Raw genomic sequence first — 16,527 nt, forward strand, 5'->3', positions numbered from 1 at the left:
TCGGGTTCCCGCTGGCCCCGATGATCCTCGGCGTCGTCCTGGGCACGATCGCCGAGGTCAACCTCAACCGCGCCTACATGAGCGACCCGAATCCGATCTATTTCTTCACGCGGCCCATCTCGCTCTTTTTCGTCATCTTCGCCGCCATCTCGCTAATCTTCCCCTTCTGGCAGCGCCACCGCGCGATGAACTGGACCCAGTTGTTCCCGGCGGCGAGCGTCGCCGCGCTCTCCCTCCCGTTCTGGATCAGCCCCGGCCCCCTCAAGCTGATCGGCCTCGCCCTGCTGGCGATCGGGCTCTTCATGGGGTGGCGAAAAATCCGGAATGGGCCGACAATTCCCCCTGAAACCGCCCGCTAAGCCCCCGGCAGGAGCAATCTTTTGAACAAACGATGGCTCTGGCTGCTGCCGCCCCTGGCAGCCTTCCTGATCTACATCCCGGCGCTGAGCGGGGAGTTTGTCTGGGACGATCTGTTCATCCAGCAGGATCTTCTTCCCCAAATCGACGCTTTCTGGAAAGTTTTCCTGCCCTACGACGCCTACGGCCTCAAGCGGTTCAACTCGCTGTGGACGGCGACGCACAAGCTCGACGAATTCCTGAACAACGCCATCGTCGGAATGAAATCCGGCCCGCTGGACGCCGCAAGAGCCTTCATCCCCCACCTGACGGGGCTTCTCCTCCACGCCGCCGTCACATACTTCGTCACCCTGCTCGCCTGGGCGCTTCTTCGGGAGATGCCCCGCCGGATGGAGGGCACGCTGGCGGCGGGGCTGATCTTCGCGCTCCATCCCATTCACGTGGAGGCCGTGGCCTGGATTGCCGGCCGCACCGACTCGCTGGCGGCGCTTTTCCTGATCCCCGCCCTTTTGCTCGGGATGCGCTATCTGAAGCGGAAGGAGCCGTCCGCCCTCGCGGGCGCCGGGGTCTTGTTGTTTCTCGCACTGCTCTCCAAGGAGGTGGCCTACTCCGCCGCCATCCTGCTTCCCGCCCTCTACCTGCTGGCTTCCCCGGGAGGGGGCGCGCCTCTCAAGGCAGGGCGCCGCCCCGCCGCGGCGCTGGGCCTCGTCTTTCTCGCCGCCATGGGGGGGTATCTCATCCTCCGCTCCGCCATGGGGGCGGGGGTGGGCAGCCCCCGGCTCTACGATTTTTCCGCATCCTTCCTGCGGATTCTCTCGGCCCTCGCGCTCTACTTCCAAAAATCTCTCATCCCCTGGCCGCAGTTGAACTTCATCACCACGCTCCCCGGCCTAGGGTTCACCCTTCTCATGTGGGCCGCCGGGCTGGCCGCCCTCGCCTTCGCCCTCTGGAAATGGCGGGCAGGATTTGCGCTCTATCTGCTCGCCATTGTCTGGTTCGGCGCCACCCTCGCCCCCGCCCTTTTCGTGACCGTGCTGCAGGACTCCCCCTTCGCGGCCGCCGAAAGATATCTCTACCTGCCCTCCATCGGCATCTCCCTCTGGGCGGGCGGCGTCCTCGGCCAGCGCCGGGAGCCGAAATGGAGCGCCGCCCTCCTCGCGGGCATCACCGCCCTCTCCCTGATCTACGGCTACGGAACCGTGCAGCGGATCGGCGTCTGGCGGAGCGATCAGACGCTCTGGGAAAACGCGGTGCGCAACGAACCCAGCGGCCGGGGCGCCGCCTACGCCTACAACAACCTGGGCGCCGCACTTCAAAAGGAGGGAAAGCGCGAAGCCGCCCTCTCGAACTACCGGAAAGCCATCCGGATAGACCCCGCCTACCCGCTGGCCCATTTCAACCTCGGGAGCGCGCTTCAGAAAGCGGGACGGATCGAACAGGGTGAGGACAGCTACCGCCGGGCACTCGATCTCGATCCGCGCTACTTCAAGGCCTACGTCAATCTCGGAAGCATTCTCGTCAAAAAGGGAAGAATCGAGGCGGCCATTTCCCTCTACCGCCGCGGCCTGGCGCACGGCCCGCACCGGGCGGACCTTCACTACAACCTCGGCAATGCGCTCTGGGCCGGTGGGAGAAAATCGGAGGCGATCCTCAGCTACCGCAACGCCATCCTCGAAGCGCCCCGCCACGCGAACGCCCACATCAACCTGGGCAACGCGCTGATGGCGATCGGCCGGCCCGAAGAGGCCGCCGCCGCCTTCCGGGAGGCGCTGGCCCTTCAGCCGAAGAGCGCCATCATCCACTTCAATCTGGCGGGCGCGCTCGGCGAGATGGGCCGCCGGGAAGAGGCGGACGAATTTCTCCGCAAAGCCATCGAGCTCGACCCGAAGCTGAAAAAATATCTCCGGAAGTGAACTTTATTCACACATCATGCGGCGATGATTTCTTGCGTCTCTTCCGTCTTGTTCCAGGCGCGCCGGAACAAAAAACATGGATGGCCGTTTCGCAGCGAGAGAAACCGGGAGCGACTTATCAGGAAGATGAACTCGAATTTCGCCAAGTGAAGGTCAATGTGATGGCGTAGTTCCATACGGATCCGACCATTATGCCGAGCAGCCCCGCGAGCCACCAGGGAACAAAGAGGTCGTACAGAAAAGTGGCCACTCGAAGATTGATGAGGACACCCACCCCGCAGATCGCACCAAAAGAGAGGAATCCCGTGACGAACCGCCAGCCCCGCAATCGCCGATCGCGGTAGGTGAAAAGATTGTTGAGGATGAAATTGTTAATCATGGCGATCAGCGAAGCGGCCGTTTGGGAAACGGCAAATGAAATTCCCAGCCACTTCAACAGCACGCCCAACACCGCAAGGTGCACGACAACGCCCAGGGCGCCCACCGTAACAAACAAAACAAAGCGGACCGGGATCAGCCAGCCGATCAGTTTGTCCGCCAGAAGGAGCCCGAATTCCCAGACAACCAGGGTGTCGAGCTTGCTCTCCCCCCGCTGCCTCGAACGAAATTGATAGGGCATCTCTGTGCAGCGAATCCGGCCACGCGATGAGGAAAATATGTCGAGCAAGATCTTGAAGCCGCGTCCGGAAAGACGGTGAACGATACGGTCCAGCAGGCGGCGGTCCAGGACGAAGAAACCGCTCATCGGATCATGCAAATCGACCTTGAGAACCGCTTTTCCCACGGCGGACGCGATGCGGCTGAGCCGGAGCCTCTTTTCTTCCCAATCGCCCGTCTCGCCTCCCTCTGCGTAGCGGCTCCCCACGACAATGTCGAGCTCGTCCCGGCGCAAGCGCTCGAGCATGGCCGGCAACATCCGTTCATCGTGCTGCAGATCGGCGTCGAGCACCGCGAGGAAAGGCGAGGAAGTCGCCAACATCCCCTCGATGCATGCAGAGGCCAGACCCCGCCGTCCGACGCGCCGCAGGCACCGGATCCGGGAATCTCTCCGGGCCAATTCCTGGACCCGGTCGGCCGTGCCGTCCGGAGAATCGTCATCGACAAAAACAACTTCCCACTTTATTCCGTCCAGCGCACTCTTCAGTGCTTCGATCATCGGCTCCACGTTGGAACATTCGTTGAAAGTGGGGACGATGACAGAAATTTCCGCAGTCATTCGCTGTAAACTCCGGCGTCAAAGGACATTCCCGGCCTGGGCCTCGAAAAAATGCAGCGCCCCCCGCCGGGGCGATGGCCACAAAATGAGCGGTGTCAAAGCTGTCCGGGCATCATGCCGGGCAAGGAATTTTCCATGGAGCCGACGAGCGGACTTGAACCGCTGACCTGCTGATTACGAATCAGCTGCTCTACCAACTGAGCTACGCCGGCGAGGAGCGAAGACGGAACCCCTTCCCTCGGGGGGGTATTGAACACGCGGCCCCCCCGGGCGTCAAGACGCGGGCTCCGCCGGGCTGCTTGCCCGCAGAGGGGAGGGAATGCACCTTATCAGGATAATGCGGGGGCCTTCTATCTTGACTTGAACCCCCGGGGCGGGTCATTCTCCCCCTCCGTGAGCCGCTAGCTCAGGTGGTAGAGCAACGGACTTTTAATCCGTAGGTCCAGGGTTCGAGTCCCTGGCGGCTCACCAAAAAAATCCGGGAAGGGCCGGGGGTTATCACGCCCCTGGCCCTTCCTTTTGGGAGCGGATATAATGGCGCCGCCGGAAAGCCACGCGAAACGCATCCCCGCGCATAAGAGGAGGCCCCGCCTTGAGCGAAGCCGCCGATGAGTTCGAGTTTTTTCTCGAAAAACCCTGGTCGGACGGCCTGCCTGTCGTCACCCCCACCGAGAAACGCATCGCGCGCATGCTGGGCGGCACGCGCCGCGACCCGGAGGAGGTGATCGGCCCGGTGCCGCCCCTCATGGAGATGGCTACCATCCGCTCGGTCGCCATCCATGCCCTTATGGCGGGCTGCCGGCCCGAATACCTGCCCGTCGTCCTCGGCGGGGCGGCACTCATGCTGCGCGAGGAGTTCAACCTGAACGGGGTACAGGGCACGATGCACGGAGTCGCCCCCCTGATGATCGTGAACGGCCCCTACGCCGGGCAGATCGGCATCCACGGCGGCGTCGGCTGCTTCGGCCCCGGCTTCCGGGCGAACGCCTCCATCGGCCGGGCGATCCGCCTCATCCTGATGAACCTGGGAGGGGGCATCCCCGGCGTCTCCTCGATGAGCGTGTTCGGCACCCCGCTGCGCTACACCGCCTGCATCGGTGAGAACACAGAGTCCACCCCCTGGGAGACACTGGCCGTCTCGCGGGGCTACCGCCCGGATGAGGACGTCATCACGATGGCGATGGTCGAGAGTCCGCGCCTCACCTTCGATGACGTGAGCGAGGCGCCCGAGCGCCTGCTCGCCGGTATCGCCGATGCCATGACGGGGCTGGGCTCGTGGAACATGCACGCCCCCCGCAGCGACATGATCGTCGCCCTGGGACCCCAGCACGCCCGTATCTGCGCCGATGGCGGGCTCGACCGCGAAGAGGTGCACCGTCTCCTCATCGGGCAGGCCGGCCGCCGCGTGAAAGAGCTCCGGTGCGGGGGCAACTGGCGCCCCTCGCGCGCCCGCGAGATGCCCATTGAGGCTGACCCCGACGATCCTGAATTTTTCATTCCCGCCATCAAGGACCCGCGCGATCTGCACCTCATCGTCGCGGGCGGCGAGGGTTCGGCCACCGCCGTCTGCCACGGCTGGAGCGGCGGCAGCCGCGCCGTCCACGGCAGGTATGAAATCTAGCCGGAAAAAAGGCGCGCCGGTTCCCTTTTCCTGGTCCACAGATTAAAATCCTCCCATCATTCCCTTTTCCAGGGCAAAAGAGCCCACCAATCCACAGGGAGCCTGCGCATGAATTTTCTCCCGGGCAAGAGAAAACGATGAGCGGAAAAACCGTTTCGATGGCGGTCATCCTGGGGGACGGCGTGGGGCACGACGTACTCCCCGTCGCGACCGAGGTGATCCGCGCGGCCGCGGCCGCCACCGGAGTCGAGGTCACCCCCACCCTCTACAACTACGGGGCGCTGCGCTATCTCGAGGAGGGCGCCTCCCTTCCCGAGGATGTGCCCGGCCTCGTCCGCGAACTCGCCGCGAAGCACGACGCCATCCTCTTCGGCAGCGCGGGGGCCGATCCGCGGGTGCCGCCCGAGGCGGAGTGCCGCGAACTGCTCATCCAGCTCCGCCGGGAGCTCGATCTCTACATCAACCTGCGGCCCGCGCCCCTGCTCCATCCGCGCTTCTCCCCCCTCAAGGCCGACGTGCCCATCGATCTGGTGGTCGTCCGGGAGAACACCGAGGGGCTGATGTCGCGCATGGGCGGGAACTTCAAAAAAGGAACGGTGGATGAGGTCGCCATCACCGAGGACATCAACACCTACAAAGGGGTGGAGCGCATCTGCCGCTTCGCCTTCGAGTACGCCCGGGGGCGCGGCTACCCCACGGTCACGATGGCCGACAAGTACGGCTCGGTCATCCATGCGCACGACCTCTGGCAGCGCGTCTTCTGGGACATCTCCGCTCAATTTTCCGACATCGAGGGAAAACACTGCTTCATCGACACCCTCTGCATGGACCTTGTCCTGCACCCCGACAGATTTTCGGTCATCGTGACGAACAACATGTTCGGCGACATTCTGAGCGATCTGTGCGCCTCCCTCGTCGGTGGCGTCGGCGTCGCCGCCTCCGGGTGCATCCATCCGGGAAGGGTGTGCATGTTCGAGCCGGTGCACGGCACCGCACCCGACATCGCCCTCAAGGGCATCGCGAATCCCTTCGCCGCCGTCTTGACCGGACGGATCCTGCTCGACACGCTGGGCCACGCCGAAGCCGCCGATCTGATCTGGCGGGCGGTCCAGGCCGCGGTGAAGGAGAACAAGCTCACCGCCGACCTCGGCGGCACGCTTAACACCAAAGCCGCCGGGGATTACCTCCTGGAAGCGATCGGCAAGCTCGCGAGCGGCTGATCGGACCGGGGTCGATCGAAGCGCCTACCCCATCTCCGGCCTTCTGTCCCGCCAGGGCCTTGCGGCTTCGAGCTGGCCCGCGAGGCGGAAGAGGGTGCCCTCCTCTCCGTAGCGGCCGAAGAACTGCGCGCCCACCGGAAGATTCCCTTCCGTCCAGTGGAGCGGCACCGACATCGCGGGCTGGCCGGTGATGTTGGCGATGGCGGTGAAGCCGCCCCGCTGGCCGTGGCGCACGAAATAATCCTCCAGACTCTCGTTCATCATCGAAAGCTCCCCGAGCGGAAAAGGCGGCCGGGCCATCGTGGGGGTGAGGAGGGCATCAAAACTCCCCTTCTCGAAAAAAACCGCCATCTGCCTTCCTGCGCGGTGGAGCTCCCAGGTGGCCTGGACGTAATCGGCCGCGTCGTACCGCTCCGCCCGCTCGAGATAGATGCGCGTCACGTTCTCCAGATCATCCACGCCGGGGGGGCGCCCCACGGCTTTCGCGCGCAGACCGATAACCCTTTTGAGATTCACGGCCACAATCGTCACCCGGGCGGCATCGAGGGCCGCGGCATCGAACGCGGGGGAGGCCTCCACGACCTCGTGCCCCAGCTCCCCGCAAAGGCGCGCCGTCTCCCCGAGCGCCGCCCGGCAGTCGGGGTGCACCTCCGCCCCGTTGATCGAGACATCCGAGAGCGCGATGCGCAGCTTGCCGGGCGAACGGCCCACCTCTTCCAGGAAAGGGCGTTCGGGCGGGGGAGCGAAATAGGGGGCGCCCGCATCGGGGCCCGAGACCGCATCGAGGAGCGCCGCGCTGTCGCGCACCGTGCGGGTGATGGCGTGGAGGGTGCTCATCCCGGCCCAGCTCTCCCCCGCGTCCGGCCCGTAGGGGGTGCGTGCGCGGGTGGGCTTCATCCCGAAGAGGCCGCAGCAGGCCGCCGGCACCCGGATGGAGCCGCCCCCGTCGGAGGCGCTCGCCATCGGGACGATGCCTGCGCAGACGGCGGCGGCCGTCCCCCCGCTCGAGCCCCCCGGCGTGCGCGCGAGGTCCCACGGGTTGTGGGCCGGGCCGAAGAGGCGCGGCTCGGTCGAGATCGAGATGCCGAGCTCGGGGGTGTTCGTCTTTCCAAAAATGACGAGGCCCGCCCGCTTGTAGCGGGCGATGATCTCGCTGTCGTGATCGGGAACGAGGTCGGCGAAAAAGCGCGAGCCCTGCGAGGTGGGCACCCCGGCATAGAAAACCGTCAGGTCCTTGAGGAGAAAGGGGACCCCCGTGAAGGGCCCCTCCGGCAGCCCCGCCGCGATGGCCGCCCGGCCTTCGCCGTACATCTTCGTGACGATGGCGTTCAGGGCGGGATTCAACCGCTCGGCCCGCGCGATCGCGGCCTCGAGCAGTTCGGCGGGCGGGACCTCCCCCCGCCGCACGAGTTCCGCCAGCCCGACCGCATCGAAGGATTCGTATTCGGAAAATGCGCTCAAGGGATTCCCTCCAGGATAGAAACGCTCCATCGCACGGCTGGCCGCGCTCCGGGCAGGGTGCTACATTCGAAGAAATCACATCATAGCCAAAAAAACGAAGGAGTGTCTCATGGCGCGCCGGCTCATCGACCTCAACGTCCCGCTCCGCAACGACAGCTACGACGGCACCCCGCCGGAAATCCAGTACATCTCGCACGAGCAGATCGGCCGCAGATGGGCGAAAACCTATGGCTTCGAGCCCTCCGACCTGCCGGATGGCTGCGGCGGGGCGAGCGAGCGCCTCTGGCTCTCCTCCCACTCGGGCACCCACATCGACACGGCCTATCACTACGCCCCCACCAGCGAGGGAAAGCCCTCGCGCCCGGTGGATGAGGTCGAACTCGACCACTTCTTTGCTGACGCCTTCCGCCTCGACCTCACCCACAAAAAACCCGCCGAGCTGATCGAGCCTGAAGACCTCCAGGCCGCGCTCGCTCAGATCGGCTACACGATCAAGCCGGGCGACATCGCCCTCATCTGGACGGGGACGACCGACAACTACTACAACAGCCCCAGATTTCTCGAGATGCAGCCCGGCATGACCCGCGCATCGATCCTCTGGCTCGCGGGACAGGGCGTGAAGGTCGTCGGGATCGACGCCTGGGGGATCGATATCCCCTTCTCGAAGATGGCCGAGAAACTCAAGGCGGGCGACAAGGCCGCCTTCTGGCAGGGCCACTACGCCGGAAAGGAGAAGGAGTACTTCCAGATCGAAAAGCTCGCGAACCTCGGGAACATCCCGCGCGCGCACGGCTTTCAGGTGGCCTGTTTCCCGGTGCTCATCGAGCGGGCGAGCGGGGCCTGGTGCCGCGCCGTGGCGATTGTCGAGGACGAGGGGTAGCCTTCCGCGCCCGGCGCGGTTTGTGCCATACTCGCTTCGGCCTTCCCCACCGCTACCGTTCAGCCATTTGACGAAGACTCCCCGATCAAGGAGGCGCCCCATGGGCTACCGCACCGAAACCGACAGCATGGGCGAAATTCAGGTGCCCGAAGACAGATACTACGGCGCGCAGACGGCGCGCTCCCTCATCCACTTCAAGATCGGGACCGACCGCTTCCCGCGCGAGATCATCCGCGCCCTCGGCATCCTGAAGAAGGCGGCGGCGCTCATCAACAAGGAACTCGGCTCCCTGCCCGCCGAGAAGGCCGACCTCATCGTCCGCGCGGCAGACGAGGTGATCGAGGGAAAGCTCGATGCGCACTTTCCCCTTTCGGTCTGGCAGACCGGCAGCGGCACCCAGAGCAACATGAACTCGAACGAGGTCATCGCGAACCGTGCCATTGAGCTCGCGGGCGGAAAAATGGGGAGCAAGAAACCGATTCACCCCAACGACGACGTGAACAAGGCCCAGTCCTCGAACGACACCTTCCCGACCGGGATGCACATCGCCGCCGCCGAGCGGATTCACCACCACCTGCTCCCCGCGGTCGAGCAGCTCCGCGCCACCCTCGAGAAAAAGGCGAAGGCTTTCGCGGACATCATCAAGATCGGCCGGACCCACCTGATGGACGCGGTGCCGCTGACGCTCGGCCAGGAGTTCTCCGGCTACGTCACCCAGCTCGAAAACGGCAAAAAGCGCATCGCGTTTGCGCTCGATGGTCTCTTGGAGCTCGCCCTCGGCGGCACCGCCGTCGGCACCGGCCTCAACACCCATCCCGATTTCGCGGAAAAGTCCGCCGCCCGCATCGCGGAGCTCACCGGCCTTCCCTTCCGCACCGCCCCCAACAAGTTCGAGGCCCTCGCCGCGCACGACGCGGTGGTCTTCGCCAGCGGGGCGGTGAAGACCCTCGCCTGCTCGCTCATGAAAATCGCGAACGATGTCCGCTGGCTCGCCTCGGGGCCCCGCTGCGGCATCGGGGAGCTCATCATCCCCGCCAACGAGCCCGGCAGCTCCATCATGCCCGGCAAGGTGAACCCCACCCAGAGCGAGGCGATGACGATGGTCTGCGCCCAGGTGATTGGCAACGACACCGCCGTCAACGTGGGGGGCGCCTCGGGGAACTTCGAGCTCAACGTCTTCAAGCCGGTGATGATCTTCAACCTGCTGAACTCGATCCGCCTCCTCGCGGACGCCTGCGTCTCCTTCGAGGAACACTGCGCGCGCGGCATCGAGCCGAACCGCGAGGCCATCGAGGACTACCTGCGCCGCTCCCTCATGCTGGTGACGGCGCTCAACCCGGTGATCGGCTACGACAACGCCGCCAAGGTGGCGAAAAAGGCCTACGAGGCGAACGGGACGCTCCGCGACGCCGCCATCGAGCTCGGCCTCCTCACCGGGGAGAAGTTCGATGAAGCCGTAAGGCCCGAGCTGATGATCGGCCCCAAGGCGTAGCTTCATCTCCGCAGACAAAAAAAACCTCCCGGTTCCCGCCGGGAGGTTTTTTTATTTGTGCGGTGCGGCGGAACTCAGCTCTTGAGAAGCTGGCGGAGGACGTACTGCAAAATGCCGCCGTTCTGGTAGTAGAGCACTTCGTTCGGGGTGTCGATGCGGACGGTGGCGGTGAAGGTTATGACCGGGCCGCCGTCATCGGGGAGGGCGGTGACTTTCACTTCCTTGGCCTCCCCGCCCTGGAGCCCCTCGATGTCGAAGACTTCCCGGCCGGTGAGGCCGAGCTCCTCGGCGCCCTCGCCCGCCTTGAACTGAAGGGGAAGAACCCCCATCCCGAGCAGGTTCGAGCGGTGGATGCGCTCGAAGCTCTTGGCGATGACCGCCCGGATGCCGAGCAGGCTCGGCCCCTTGGCCGCCCAGTCGCGCGATGAGCCCGAGCCGTACTCCGCGCCGCCCATGGCGATCGTCGGGACGCCCTCTTCCCTGTACCTTTGGGCGGCGTCGAAGATGCTCACCTGCTCGCACGAGGGGAAGTGGACCGCCCAGCCGCCCTCGGTGCCGGGGGCGATGCGGTTCCTGAGGCGCACGTTGGCGAAGGTGCCGCGCATCATCACCTCGTGGTTCCCCCGCCTGGAGCCGAAGCTGTTGAAGTCCTTGTCCACCACGTCGTTCATGATGAGGAAGCGGCCCGCCGGGCCATCCTTCTTGATGGCGCCCGCGGGGGAGATGTGGTCCGTCGTCGTGCTGTCCCCGAGGGAGACGAGGCACCTGGCGCCCTTGATGTCCTCCACCGGATCGGGCTCGGGCTTCATGCCGTCGAAGTAGGGCGCCGGCTGGACGTAGGTGGACATCGGGTCCCATTCGTAGAGATCGCCCTTCGGCGTCGGCAGCGCCATCCACCGGAGGTCGCCCCGGAAGACATCGGCGTAGCTCTTCTGGAACATCTCGGCCTTCACGTTTTCGAGGACGACCTGCTGCAGCTCGCTCTGGCTCGGCCAGATGTCCCTGAGATAGACCGGGCTGCCCTCTTTGTCCTCGCCGATGGGCTCGGTCGCGATGTCCTGGCCCATGTGGCCGGCCAGGGCGTAGGCCACGACAAGCGGCGGGGAGGCGAGGAAGTTCATCCGGACCTCGGCGTGCACCCTTCCCTCGAAGTTGCGGTTGCCCGAGAGGACCGAGGCCACGACGAGATCGCCCTCACTGATGGCCTTCGAGATGTGCGGCGGCAGGGGGCCGGAGTTTCCGATGCAGGTGGTGCAGCCGTAGCCCACTGTCTGGAAACCGAGCTGATCGAGGTAAGTATCGAGCCCGGCTTTCTGGAGGTATTCCGTCACCACCTTCGAGCCCGGCGCGAGGCTGGTTTTCACCCAGGGCTTGCTCTGGAGGCCGCGCTCGGCCGCCTTTTTCGCCACAAGACCCGCGGCCAGCATGACGTAGGGGTTCGAGGTGTTGGTGCAGCTCGTGATGGCGGCGATGACGACCGCGCCGTGGGTGAGCGCGTAGGTCTTCGTGCCGTCCTTCACCTGGACGGCGGCCGGCGCCGCGACCCCGCCGCCCGCTCCGCCCGAGAGCTCGGCGAGCATCTTGTCGAGCTCGCGCTCGAAGGTGTCCTTCGCCTCGCGGAGCAGAATTCTATCCTGCGGCCGCTTGGGGCCCGAGATGCAGGGCTCGACGGAGGCGAGATCGAGTTCGAGGGTGCCGGTGTAGCGGGCCTCGGGGCTGTTCTTGTCGCGGAACATCCCCTGCGCGCGGGCGTAGGCCTCGACCAGGGCGATGTTCTCGGCCGATCTTCCTGTGAGCTTGAGGTACTTCAGCGTCTCGGCGTCGATCGGGAAGATACCGCAGGTCGCCCCGTACTCGGGGGCCATGTTGCTGATGGTGGCACGGTCGGCGAGGGGCAGATCGGCGAGGCCGGGCCCGAAGAACTCGACGAACTTCCCGACCACCCCCTTCTTGCGGAGCATCTGCACCACGACGAGCACCAGATCGGTGGCGGTGGCGCCCTCGGGCAGCCTGCCGCTCAGCTTGAAGCCGATCACCTCGGGAATGAGCATGGAGTAGGACTGCCCGAGCATGGCGGCCTCGGCCTCGATGCCGCCCACCCCCCAGCCCAGGACGCCCAGGCCGTTGATCATCGTGGTGTGGGAGTCGGTCCCGACCAGGGTGTCGGGGAAGGCCTGAAGGATGCCGCCCTTCTCCCTCGTCGCCACGACGTGGGCGAGGTACTCGAGGTTCACCTGATGGACGATGCCGGTCTCGGGCGGGACGACGCGGAAGTTGTCGAAGGCCTGCTGCGCCCACCGGAGAAAGGCGTAGCGCTCGGCGTTGCGCTCGTATTCAATCTCCGCGTTCTTGTCGAGCGCGTCCGCCGTGCCGAAGGCGTCCACCTGGACCGAGTGGTCGATCACCAGGTCCACCGGCTGGAGCGGATTGATGCGGTTGGGGTCTCCGCCCATCCGCTTCATGGCGTCCCGCATGACGGCGAGATCCACCACGGCGGGCACCCCGGTGAAGTCCTGGAGGATTACCCGGCTCGGCATGAAGCCGATCTCCCGGTGCGGGGGGTTTTCGGGGCTCCAGCCGGCGAGGGCCTCGATGTCCGCGGCGGTCACGGATCTTCCGTCCTCGTTGCGCAGGAGGTTTTCGAGGAGCACCTTCAGCGAGTAGGGCAGCCGCGCAATGTCGCCCTTGTCCTTCAGGGCGTCGAGCCGGAAGATTTCGTACGTCTGCCCGCCGACCTCGAGCGCCGCGCGGGCCTGAAAACTGTTCGTCATGGGAGCTCCCTTGCCGCAAATTGGAAAAATAACTTTGTTTCAGGGGATTTTCGGCTCGCCGGCGACCCAATAGAGAAAGGCCGGGCTCTTGAGCCACCCGGCGCAGACGCTGGAGAGCGGGCGAAGAATATCACAGCTTCCCCCCGCCCGGCGAGCGGATGGACCCTAATCCTGGGGAGGGGCCTCCACCACCATGTAGGTCGCAATCGAGTAGGCGATCTGCTTGCCCTTTCCGTCGGTGATGTTGACCCGCCAGACGGAAGTGCGCCGCCCGACATGGAGCGCATCCGCCTCGGCGATCAGTTCCCCTGCCCGCACCGCGCCGATGAAATTGATCTTCATCTCGACGGTGACGAGGCGCGAGCCCCGCGGGTGGGTGGTGTGCGCCGCGACGCCCCCCGCCACATCGGCAAGAGTGGCCACCGCGCCGCCGTGCACGATTCCGGTCGGCTGAAGGACCTCCGGGCGGATGGGAAGCCGCAGGCGCGAGTAGCCCGGCCGCACTTCGTCCAGCTGAAGCCCGACGTGCGCATTGAAGTTCCCGATGAACCTTTGGCGAAATATCTCCGCCGCGTTTTCGGCGGTCAATTCTTTTTCCAAGTTGCAGACCTCTTTTGGACGCGGGCGGGCTACCAATCCCAGAACAGGGTGAACGAGCGGCCGGTCTGGGGATTTTGCTGATTCCAGATGAGCCGGATTTCCCCCGTATCCGGGGCGGTTTTGGGCACCACCCGCCTTTTGTTCAGGCTGTGGGACGCCCCCATGGACTCCTCCCGCCTTGCGCCGATGATCTTCCGGCCCGGCGGGAGACGGACTTCCAGATGAAAACTTTCGGTCGGATACTCGACGACCAGCGTCACCCATTCGTTCCGCGAGGTAAAGGTATCGGCCATCTCAAGCGTATGGCGCACCTCGAAAACATCGCCCGCGTAAATTTTTCCGGAAAGCTCGAGCAGGGCCGAGAAGTCCGCCCCCGCGCCCTGGTGAATCCGGTAGTTCACTTCCTTCCAGTCGGACGCAGCCTCCTGCTCAGGAACCCGGCGAAGTTCGTAGACCGCTTTCCGCTCGCCGGTTCCCGTATGGTACCGCGTCCGCACCTCGGCCAGATCCCGAAGCGCCAGGCACCGGCGCGTGCTGACCATCTCCGCCTTCTGGCCCTGCGTATCCGCCAGGCTGTAAATCCGCTCGTAGTACAGGACCCGGTAGTCGTAGGTGACGCCCCCCTTGGGGCGCTCGGGGGCGGCTTGCTGCGCCGCCTCGTCAACCTGCGGGAGACGCCCTTCCAGATGGGAGAGGCGATCGCCCATTTCCTTCTGGGCCTTGAGGATCTCGGAAACGCCGCCCGCCAGATCCTTGAGGATTTTTTCCATGTCATCCGGTGCTTTCGCCATTCATCCCGCCCCAGGAAAATGTTTTGATCACACTTCGGGCAGGAAAGGTATCACCCGCAAGGGAAAATACAAGCGGGATTTGTACCCCTCGGCCTTTTATCATTGTGAACAAGGCATGATTTGCGCGGCCTTCCCCTGCTTCTGCTGTAATATAAATAATGAAAGATTTTCCCCTCTCCTGCGCCTCCCGGCGGAATTTCACTCCAACTGTTTGATTTTAAACATATTACTGTATACGCCGCGCCCGGACTTCCATTTCCACTCGCCGTCCCCCGGCTTGCCTTGATTTCTCTTTGCATCTCCCCCCCGCCTGTGGCAAAATTCCCTTGGCTTTCGGAAAGAATAGCAATAGACGGATCATCCGGGATGCAGGACCGCCCGGGTGCTTTCCATGCGTCGCCGTGGGGGTTCCTCTGGCTCCCGGGCGGGCGCTGTGCAAGTCGGCAAGGCGGAAAGTTCGGAAGCGGGAATTCGGAAAGGCGAGAACATGCACACGCACAACCACGCCAAGAGTATCTCCCCGTCTCTCTCCCGAGCTGTCTCCGTTTTTTCCCATCACTGGATTCACCGAACGCACTCTATGCGGCAAGCGGAACCTGGCACTGCGTTCTAAGCAAGAAGACCGGAGGGAAATTCGGAATTTCCCGAAGGGGCAAGCCGGCAAGTCACTTTCAATGCAAGTCGGCAACACAAAGGAGCAACACATGCGTAAATTTCTTTTCGTCATCGCCGCGGCACTGCTCGCGGTAGCCATGGCGGCTCCGGCGCAGGCCATCGACTTCAAGATGACCGGCCTGTTCTGGATGGAAGGCGTCTCCGCGGATGACGCCGACAAAAACAGCCGCTTGCACGATGGCAAGCAGTTCAGCCGCTTCCTCATGCGGCCGCGCTTCCACGCGATCGCCGAGGGCGGCAAGATCTGGGCCATCAGCGAGCTCGACGTCGGCGGCGCCGGCTTCCGGCTCGTCGGTGTCGGCACGGGCCGCGCGGACATTCAGGGCAACCGCCACGTGGTGGACTTCCTGATCCCGGGCACCCAGCTCCGCTTCCGCTTCGGCAAGACAGACTGGGTCGGCCCCTCCGGAGGACTCATGGGCTCCGGCGCAGGCCAGACGCGCGGACAGGGCTTCGCCATCTACGGCAAGCTGACCAACAAGCTCTCCCTCTGGGCGCACGACAACCAGTACAACGAAGACCAAGGCGCGACGGCGGGCTTCCAGTCGCCGGGCCGGACCACCGGTGAGAAAGCCGAGAACGGCGATACCTACCAGGTCCGGCTGACCTACCAGGCCTCTCCGAATCTGGCCATCAGCCCGTTCGTTTTCTGGGACTTCCAGAACGGCATCGACAGCTCGGACGCCACGCCGGAGTACGACATTTTCTGGTACGGCCTGCACGTCAAGGGCAAGGCCGGGATCCTCAGCTACGAAGCCATGGGCATTCTCCAGAACGGCAAAATCAATTTCTCCCAGAGCTCCGACCGGAAGGACATCAAGGTCCGGGGCGCGGCCGGATTCGCCGATTTGTGGCTGAACTTCGGCAAGCTCAGGGTCGGCACCCGCGTGCATTTCACCTCGGGCGATGACGACCCCAACGCCAACGGCCTGCTCGGCAACCAGAGAGACAACAAGATCTCGCGCTTCTCGACGCCCCGCCAGAACAACAGCGGCTGGGCCATCGGCCCGCAGCTCATCACCGAGCGCCGCTTCAACACCATGCCGATCATCAGGACCCCGGCCAACCAGGGCACCGGCAACGGCGGCGCGGAGGGCAACGGCCTTCAGTTCTACGAGCTGCAGGGAGCCTACGCGCTGACGAAGAGCATCGGCATCAGGGGCTGGGTGTCCTTCATCCGCTCCACCGCGAAGCGCGCGGGCGTTGACGCCAACAACGACGGCGATGTCACCGACTCGGGCGACACCGAGTACACGAACGACAAGGACATCGGCACCGAGGTGGACCTCGGCGTGGACTGGAAGATGTACAAGAACCTCACGCTCACCACCGCGGTTTCCTATCTGTTCGCCGGCGACTACGGCAAGACGAAGTCCACCGGCGGCGTGGCGACAGCCAGTCGCGCCTTTGATGACACCTGGGCGCTCTTCCTCAACATCCGCTACACCTTCTAGGGATCGCGAAGAAGACACACCCGGATTTGCCAGGTTCCACGGCCCGGGGGGCATCCGCCCCCCGGGCTTTTTTATG

The 16,527-nt window shown here is 64.7% G+C and carries 12 protein-coding genes and 2 tRNA genes; 8 read left to right on the plus strand and 6 right to left on the minus strand.

Features of this window, described 5'->3' with window-relative positions:
* Both O2807_02985 and O2807_02990 read left to right on the plus strand, forming a co-directional pair.
* A partial coding sequence (locus O2807_02985; GenBank protein ID MDA0999471.1) for a Tat pathway signal protein occupies positions 1-359 on the plus strand: 359 nt, incomplete at its 5' end.
* Between the two features lie 21 nt (positions 360-380).
* Positions 381-2,270, plus strand: a complete 1,890-nt coding sequence (locus tag O2807_02990) for a tetratricopeptide repeat protein (GenBank protein ID MDA0999472.1) — start codon at positions 381-383, stop codon at positions 2,268-2,270.
* Positions 2,271-2,388: 118 nt separating this feature from the next.
* Here the strand turns inward: O2807_02990 and O2807_02995 are convergent, their stop codons facing one another.
* Both O2807_02995 and O2807_03000 read right to left on the minus strand, forming a co-directional pair.
* On the minus strand, positions 2,389-3,486 hold the full coding sequence (locus O2807_02995; protein ID MDA0999473.1) for a glycosyltransferase family 2 protein: 1,098 nt from the start codon (positions 3,484-3,486) through the stop codon (positions 2,389-2,391).
* A 136-nt stretch (positions 3,487-3,622) separates the two neighbouring features.
* Positions 3,623-3,698, minus strand: a tRNA-Thr gene (locus O2807_03000).
* 183 nt (positions 3,699-3,881) lie between these two features.
* Here O2807_03000 and O2807_03005 point away from each other — a divergent pair.
* The 3 genes from O2807_03005 (at position 3,882) to O2807_03015 (ending at position 6,327) form a co-directional block, all read left to right on the plus strand.
* Positions 3,882-3,957 (plus strand) — tRNA-Lys (locus tag O2807_03005).
* Between the two features lie 121 nt (positions 3,958-4,078).
* On the plus strand, positions 4,079-5,107 hold the full coding sequence (locus O2807_03010; protein ID MDA0999474.1) for a hypothetical protein: 1,029 nt from the start codon (positions 4,079-4,081) through the stop codon (positions 5,105-5,107).
* Positions 5,108-5,244: 137 nt separating this feature from the next.
* A complete protein-coding gene (locus tag O2807_03015) occupies positions 5,245-6,327 on the plus strand; it encodes an isocitrate/isopropylmalate family dehydrogenase (GenBank protein ID MDA0999475.1) in 1,083 nt (360 codons plus the stop codon).
* A gap of 24 nt (positions 6,328-6,351) precedes the next feature.
* Here O2807_03015 and O2807_03020 read toward each other — a convergent pair whose 3' ends face one another.
* Positions 6,352-7,788 (minus strand): amidase, encoded by a 1,437-nt coding sequence (locus tag O2807_03020; protein MDA0999476.1) that lies wholly within the window; start codon positions 7,786-7,788, stop codon positions 6,352-6,354.
* A gap of 109 nt (positions 7,789-7,897) precedes the next feature.
* Here O2807_03020 and O2807_03025 point away from each other — a divergent pair, with 109 nt between their 5' ends.
* Both O2807_03025 and fumC read left to right on the plus strand, forming a co-directional pair.
* Entirely contained in the window at positions 7,898-8,668 is a 771-nt protein-coding gene (locus O2807_03025; protein ID MDA0999477.1) for a cyclase family protein, read from the plus strand.
* A 100-nt stretch (positions 8,669-8,768) separates the two neighbouring features.
* Positions 8,769-10,160 (plus strand): class II fumarate hydratase, encoded by a 1,392-nt coding sequence (gene fumC, locus O2807_03030; GenBank protein ID MDA0999478.1) that lies wholly within the window; start codon positions 8,769-8,771, stop codon positions 10,158-10,160.
* Between the two features lie 74 nt (positions 10,161-10,234).
* On the opposite strand, the gene acnA is transcribed toward fumC, so the two are convergent.
* From acnA to O2807_03045, 3 genes are all read right to left on the minus strand, one after another.
* Positions 10,235-12,931 carry an aconitate hydratase AcnA gene (acnA, locus tag O2807_03035; GenBank protein ID MDA0999479.1) on the minus strand — a complete coding sequence of 899 codons (2,697 nt, stop codon included), beginning with the start codon at positions 12,929-12,931 and terminating at the stop codon, positions 10,235-10,237.
* A 165-nt stretch (positions 12,932-13,096) separates the two neighbouring features.
* Positions 13,097-13,519, minus strand: coding sequence for a PaaI family thioesterase (locus tag O2807_03040; GenBank protein ID MDA0999480.1), 423 nt, complete (start codon positions 13,517-13,519; stop codon positions 13,097-13,099).
* A 41-nt stretch (positions 13,520-13,560) separates the two neighbouring features.
* Positions 13,561-14,322 carry a hypothetical protein gene (locus O2807_03045; protein ID MDA0999481.1) on the minus strand — a complete coding sequence of 254 codons (762 nt, stop codon included), beginning with the start codon at positions 14,320-14,322 and terminating at the stop codon, positions 13,561-13,563.
* A gap of 704 nt (positions 14,323-15,026) precedes the next feature.
* Between O2807_03045 and O2807_03050 the strand changes: the two genes are divergently transcribed.
* Positions 15,027-16,451: a hypothetical protein gene (locus O2807_03050; GenBank protein ID MDA0999482.1), complete on the plus strand. Its 1,425-nt coding sequence runs from the start codon at positions 15,027-15,029 to the stop codon at positions 16,449-16,451.
* Positions 16,452-16,527: the final 76 nt, after the last annotated feature.

The organism is bacterium, assembly GCA_027622355.1.
Classification (GTDB): Bacteria; UBA8248; UBA8248; order UBA8248; family UBA8248; genus JAQBZT01.

Coding starts and splice junctions, on each gene's coding strand:
- O2807_02995 (MDA0999473.1), bottom strand. CDS start 3,486: ATGACTGCGGAAATTTCTGTCATCGTCCCCACTTTCAACGAATGTTCC.
- O2807_03015 (MDA0999475.1), top strand. CDS start 5,245: ATGAGCGGAAAAACCGTTTCGATGGCGGTCATCCTGGGGGACGGCGTG.
- O2807_03025 (MDA0999477.1), top strand. CDS start 7,898: ATGGCGCGCCGGCTCATCGACCTCAACGTCCCGCTCCGCAACGACAGC.
- fumC (MDA0999478.1), top strand. CDS start 8,769: ATGGGCTACCGCACCGAAACCGACAGCATGGGCGAAATTCAGGTGCCC.
- acnA (MDA0999479.1), bottom strand. CDS start 12,931: ATGACGAACAGTTTTCAGGCCCGCGCGGCGCTCGAGGTCGGCGGGCAG.
- O2807_03045 (MDA0999481.1), bottom strand. CDS start 14,322: ATGGCGAAAGCACCGGATGACATGGAAAAAATCCTCAAGGATCTGGCG.
- O2807_03050 (MDA0999482.1), top strand. CDS start 15,027: ATGCGTAAATTTCTTTTCGTCATCGCCGCGGCACTGCTCGCGGTAGCC.